The following is a 5,518-nucleotide window of genomic DNA, read 5'->3' as shown; positions in this document are numbered from 1 at the left end:
GGGTAGGCAGTTCGCTCCAAGCTGGACTGTATGCACGAACCCCCCGTTCAGTCCGACCGCTGCGCCTTATCCGGTAACTATCGTCTTGAGTCCAACCCGGATAGACGTGCAAATGCGCCATTGGCAACGGCCACTGGTAAGCAGGATGTGCGAGAGATGTATCGAGAGTTCTTGAAGTGGAGGCCTTAGTGAGGCTACACTGGAAGGACGGATTTGGTGACACGTCTCGCACAAGACTGTTACCACGGATCAGAAACTTGCAGGTTCCTGATCCTTCGAAAAACCACCGTTGGTAGCGGTGGTTTTTCTTTATGTAGAGATTATGCTTTTAATAAGCATGTAGTCAAGGATTACAATATCTTATAACTTAATGTATTTTTCCAGATCTACTTTATCTAGAGCATCCGATATAAAAGGCTGTATATATTTAAGCTGAGGTTTATCCTCTAGAAGATCATCTACATTTAATTTTGAGCTAACATAGGAAGAGACCTTTGCAACCCAATACGGGTCACTCATCGCAACAACTTTACCATCAATCTCTTCAGCCATATCAGCTATTCTACTTCTATCACCAATAACATCAACGATAATCATTGTACTTACATTATGTGTTACCCCACCAATGTCATCTATTCGTCTGAACCTAGATACTTTATCTAAACTTATTTCTGTATTACCTCTACCTATAAATCCAATATCAACCCTAATAGCTTTCCCATTAAAAACCAGAGTAGCATCTGACTCCCTATCCTCAGCTCTTGTTGAAAGAGTGAAGCATTTATCATTCAAACCCTCTTCAATTTTTTCTTTGTATTCAAACCCCATTATTGTAAACAAAGATCCAAGTATTAGTTTTTCAAAATATTTGCCATGAAGAGATTTCTCAGACCCTCTAATAGTTAATGTTTGTGAGCCAAGTGACAAAAGAATATAGCAAAAATCTTCTAACGATACCTTTTGCCCACCAATAGATATCTCGCCAATTTTATCTTCATACTTATTTTTTATTTGAAGAATTTCTTCTTGCGTCCTTAAAGCAAGCCTGTCGAAACCATCTCCATGATCATCTCTTAAAACATTTTGCGTCTGCTTATTTGTCATCATAACCATCCATTCAAGGACTGGTTGATTAGACTTAATATAAGCCTTGTTCGATAATGCATCCTTTGCAATAAGATAAAGCTGTTTTGGCGTTAACCCCTCTTTCATTTTATCAACGAAAAAATCAAATAAAGAGAGATTGCTTTCTAACAACCTAGTCCGAGTTAATATTTCAGTAAATTCACGAACATTTTTACCTGTTAAAACATCATAAACAACCTTTTTAAAAACATCAGGCCCAAATTTATCTAACACATCATTTTTTGAAATTTTCGCTAACGCTATGAGTTCATTAGGGAAACAATTTTTATCCTTGAAATTCATATCCTCACCATGGACATAGTAAAAAAGAGATGCTAAGATAGCAGGTTGTATGGTAACAGATCGATAGTTAGGAAAAATGACGATTAAAAACAACTATTTAAACAGAGGTTATTTGGTAACTTCTACGACTCAAGCGAAAAAAATAGCGAAGTCGCACTTAGAAAAATTAGACTTGGTTGATAAATTTTCTTTTGGGTTGCCTGAAGTCGATGACCGATACCACGTATGGCGTGTACCATTAGTAATAACAGGTCAAAGAATTGGTGAAATAGTTATAAATTCAAGAACATCAACTATTGACCATGAAAAAAGCTCGAAATCTCCATTTCTTATCAAAAAGGCAATGGAGGTTAGTCATACACCGAAAAAGGTAAAGCAAGGGAAAAAAATAATATCAAAGTCCCCATTAAACAATACTTTGTTACAAGGTAACTGTGCGGAGACTTTAAAGAAATTACCTGATGAATCAGTGAATTTAGTTTTCACATCACCGCCATATTATAATGCCAAACCCGAGTATTCAGAATATCATACATATGAGGAGTACCTCTCTTTGTTACGATCAGTAATAAAAGAGTGCCATAGGGTTTTGAGTGAAGGCCGATTTTTTGTTATCAATGTCTCCCCTGTTTTAATAAGAAGGGCGTCACGAAATGAAGCATCAAAAAGAATAGCTGTGCCTTTTGATTTACATAGATTATTTATTGAAGAAGGCTACGAATTCGTAGATGATATACATTGGGTCAAGCCAGAAGGAGCTGGATGGGCTTTAGGTCGGGGTCGCCGATTCGCAGCTGACCGCAATCCGTTGCAATATAAACCAGTTCCAGTAACTGAGTATATTCTTGTTTACAGAAAAAAAACCGATAAATTAATAGATTGGAACATAAGAAACCATCATAGCAAAGAGGATGTTTTTGAATCAAAAATCGGCGACGGTTACGAAAAGACCAATCTGTGGAAAATAAACCCTTCTCGTTATAGAAAGCATCCTGCTACATTTCCTTATGAGCTGGCAGAAAGAGTTATAAAATACTATTCATTCAAAAACGATGTCGTTTTAGATCCTTTTGCTGGTTCAGGAACAACAGCAAAAGCAGCAATTGATTTAGGTAGAAAATTTGTGATGTGTGAAATATCAGAGCAGTATATTGATCTAATCATAGAAGAAACCATGCTAGGTGGTGACCTAGAAATCATAAATTAATAAAAAGATGGCATAAATTTAATTTGGTGAAAGCCGCCAGAAAGGCGGCTTTTTTATTCCTACCGATAGCTCGAATTTACCATAATCCCTTCTTACGCGCACCGCGAAAACGGCCTCAGGGCGTTTCTGATGGCTGACGGGCAAAAGGTGGTGGCAAGTACACCGAAAACCACCAGAAACGCACCTGATTTATTTTACGCATATGCATCACTTATTCACATCACTGCATAGCCGGTGATTTCGGTTAAAAAAGACTCTCTGTGTGCTGAAATCGCAGAAAATGGCCATGATCCCCGTCACGCTCAGGCCACCTGAGACGGGCGTTTATCAGTCTCCATACTCCCTGTCACCATGAGATAATGTGCGTTGCCGTTCCGGTACCAGATCTGCTGTCTTCTCTGGTTCCTTTTCCGTTCTTTGCCCGTATCGCTGTTGCTCAATCTCATTCAGCCTGTCGATAACCGGCGCAGCTGCTCGCTCAAACTCTGCACCTGCCTGCTCAAGCCCGACACGCGCTCGCTCAGCGCCGCGTTCTCCCGTTGCATAAGACCAGACATCTTCCGCCATTCCTCGAAGGCGCTCTCCCACTCGTCCAGCCTTCTCGAGTAGTCCTGCTGTAGCTGCTCTAACGCGCTCAGCAATTGTTTTTCCAGTTCCGTCATTCTGCTCTACTCCCGTACCAGCTTCACCGCGTTCCGCGTCTTGTTGTCCACCGTCCGGCCCGTTTCGGCTTTCATCCCCTCCGGCAGCACCAGAAACCGTCCGTTGCGGTTCTCCAGATAGGTCACGCCCCACGTCTGCATCTGCAGTTTCGACAGCGTATCTCTCTGCTGCCTGATTTCCGCCAGGTTCGCCGCTATCCGGTTCCCCTGGTACCACAGCACCCCGCTCAGGCTGGCGAACAGCAGCCCTGACACCATGGTGATGGTCAGCCACGTCCGCCCGACCATTCGCAGCACGCTCAGCCGGTTCGACTGCATCGCCGCGTTCATCCCCTGTTCGTGGGCGCTGATGGCGTCGTTGATTCTCTTCGCGCTTGCGTTCAGTTCCGATTTGACAACGTTCTCGTGCTTGCTGAATGCGGCTTTCAGCCTCTCTTCGGTAAGCTGCTGCTGTGCTTTCGATTTCTCCTCGAAGTCCCTCGAGGCCGTTAAAAGACTGCTCATAAATGGCTCCCCTCAGTCGGATATTTCGCCCCCCGTCCGGGTCGGCAATGCTGATACTGTTTTTTGTGGTTCTGACCACCTCAAAACCGGCCGCTGTGAGCGCCCCTGTGACGTCATCACGCGTTTTCAGCTCTCCTGATGAGGCTAACATCAGCAAACCCCGTGTAATCGTCTCTGCGGCTTCCTGCTTCGTTTCTGGCAGTCCTGACGGCGTGACCAGCGCCCGCCGGTTCTCCGGGTCGTTCGGATCATGTAGCCCCAGCCTGCCGTTGACCACTGTCTGCCACGCATCGATGCGCGGCCGGTCGGCACGATCGTAATACGGCTGGAGGCGTTTCCCCGTCAGTAATTCGGTATTGGGGATCAGAAAATTCAGCTCAAGACGACCCTTGTCTGCGTGTTCCACCCACAGAATGCTGTACTGATCTTTATCGAGTCCGGGCATCAGAACCCGCTCAAAGCTGGCCATCAGTTTTTCACGCTGACCCGGCGGCAGGTCCGCCTCCGCGAATGACAGCACCCCCGAGGTATATTTTTTCACATACGGCGACGCATCAATCAGCTCCCGGACTTCTTCCGGCTTCCCCTGCAGGACGCTGGCACCTTCACGCTGCCGGTCTTTACCCAGAAGATAATCCACAGGACCGGCGCCCCCGCCGCGACCCCGGGGATGGAATTTAACAATCATCGTCCGGCCCTTTTTCCAGTACGGCATGCCGCAACCGTTCCAGACCGGCATCGATCGCCATCAGCGCTGCCACGATCTGCACCCGGTCATGACCGGCACCACCGGCGTTCACTTTCCGGGCGATCTGGTTCAGGTTATTGCCCATGCCAGCAAGCTGACGCAGCAGCGCGGGCGAAATCGAGGGAAGCCTGCCGGCGCGTGTCGGTTTCTCATCAAGGCAGGTCTGGCGCATCCACGCCGCCAGTTGTTTTCCGTCGCACCGCTCAAGCAACCGCCGGTGTTCGTCTTCCGTCACCCACATCGTGAGCATCTTGTTGCGTTTATCTGCCAGAATCGCCTCCTGATAACGCCGTGACGGACGGGAAAGCCTTTCCCGGTCGGCGCGGGGTTGGACAAGCCGCAGGCGCGTCAGTGGCTTTTAGCGGGTTTCGGGGCGCAGCCCTGAACCAGTCACGTAGCGCTAGCGGAGTGTATACTGGCTTACTATGTTGGCACGGGTGCGGGAATCAGTGAAGTGCTTCATGTGGCAGGAGAAAAATGCAGCAGCGGAGCGTAAGCGGAATATATGAGACAGGATATATTCCGCTTCCTCGCTCACTGACTCGCTACGCTCGGTCGTTCGGCTGCGGCGAGCGGTGCGGGCTTACGAATGGGGCGGAAATTTCCTGGTAGATGCCAGGAAGAAACTGAACAGGGAAACGATAAGGCCGCGGCGAAGCCGTTTTTCCATAGGCTCCGCCCCCCTGACAAGCATCACGAAATCTGACGCTCAAATCAGTGGCGGCGAAACCCGACAGGACTTAAAGATACCAGGCGTTTCCCCCTGATGGCTCCCTCGTGCGCTCTCCTGTTCCTGCCTTTCGGTTTACCGGTGTCATTCCGCTGTTATGGCCGCGTTTATCTCATTCCACGCCTGACACTCAGTTCCGGGTAGGCAGTTCGCTCCAAGCTGGACTGTATGCACGAACCCCCCGTTCAGTCCGACCGCTGCGCCTTATCCGGTAACTATCGTCTTGAGTCCAACCCGGA

5 protein-coding genes and 1 pseudogene are annotated in these 5,518 nt (G+C 47.4%); 2 read left to right on the top strand and 4 right to left on the bottom strand.

What is annotated here, in order from left to right; translation table 11 throughout:
• Positions 1 to 360 precede the first annotated feature (360 nt).
• Positions 361 to 1,428 (bottom strand): CfrBI family restriction endonuclease, encoded by a 1,068-nt coding sequence (locus FNY10_RS26440; RefSeq protein WP_101990831.1) that lies wholly within the window; start codon positions 1,426 to 1,428, stop codon positions 361 to 363.
• Positions 1,429 to 1,504: 76 nt separating this feature from the next.
• Here FNY10_RS26440 and FNY10_RS26435 point away from each other — a divergent pair, with 76 nt between their 5' ends.
• Complete coding sequence (locus FNY10_RS26435) at positions 1,505 to 2,635, top strand: DNA-methyltransferase (protein ID WP_101990832.1); 1,131 nt, start codon at positions 1,505 to 1,507, stop codon at positions 2,633 to 2,635.
• Between the two features lie 446 nt (positions 2,636 to 3,081).
• Here FNY10_RS26435 and FNY10_RS26430 read toward each other — a convergent pair whose 3' ends face one another.
• The 3 genes from FNY10_RS26430 to FNY10_RS26415 form a co-directional block, all read right to left on the bottom strand.
• Positions 3,082 to 3,297, bottom strand: a complete 216-nt coding sequence (locus tag FNY10_RS26430) for an MbeD family mobilization/exclusion protein (RefSeq protein WP_015328239.1) — start codon at positions 3,295 to 3,297, stop codon at positions 3,082 to 3,084.
• Between the two features lie 6 nt (positions 3,298 to 3,303).
• Entirely contained in the window at positions 3,304 to 3,801 is a 498-nt protein-coding gene (locus tag FNY10_RS26425; RefSeq protein WP_020325392.1) for an MbeB family mobilization protein, read from the bottom strand.
• Between the two features lie 677 nt (positions 3,802 to 4,478).
• Positions 4,479 to 4,820: a MobC family plasmid mobilization relaxosome protein gene (locus tag FNY10_RS26415; RefSeq protein WP_071599364.1), complete on the bottom strand. Its 342-nt coding sequence runs from the start codon at positions 4,818 to 4,820 to the stop codon at positions 4,479 to 4,481.
• Positions 4,821 to 5,447: 627 nt separating this feature from the next.
• On the opposite strand from FNY10_RS26415, the pseudogene FNY10_RS27120 reads away from it, so the two are divergent.
• Positions 5,448 to 5,518 (top strand): annotated as a pseudogene (locus FNY10_RS27120) (replication initiation protein); the annotation flags it as partial.

It is taken from the genome of Klebsiella sp. Lac1 (assembly GCF_009825425.1).
Classification (GTDB): Bacteria; Pseudomonadota; Gammaproteobacteria; order Enterobacterales; family Enterobacteriaceae; genus Klebsiella; species Klebsiella electrica.
This window is presented reverse-complemented; position numbering and strand designations above follow the sequence as displayed.

Coding starts and splice junctions, on each gene's coding strand:
- FNY10_RS26440 (WP_101990831.1), bottom strand. CDS start 1,428: ATGAATTTCAAGGATAAAAATTGTTTCCCTAATGAACTCATAGCGTTA.
- FNY10_RS26435 (WP_101990832.1), top strand. CDS start 1,505: ATGACGATTAAAAACAACTATTTAAACAGAGGTTATTTGGTAACTTCT.
- FNY10_RS26430 (WP_015328239.1), bottom strand. CDS start 3,297: ATGACGGAACTGGAAAAACAATTGCTGAGCGCGTTAGAGCAGCTACAG.
- FNY10_RS26425 (WP_020325392.1), bottom strand. CDS start 3,801: ATGAGCAGTCTTTTAACGGCCTCGAGGGACTTCGAGGAGAAATCGAAA.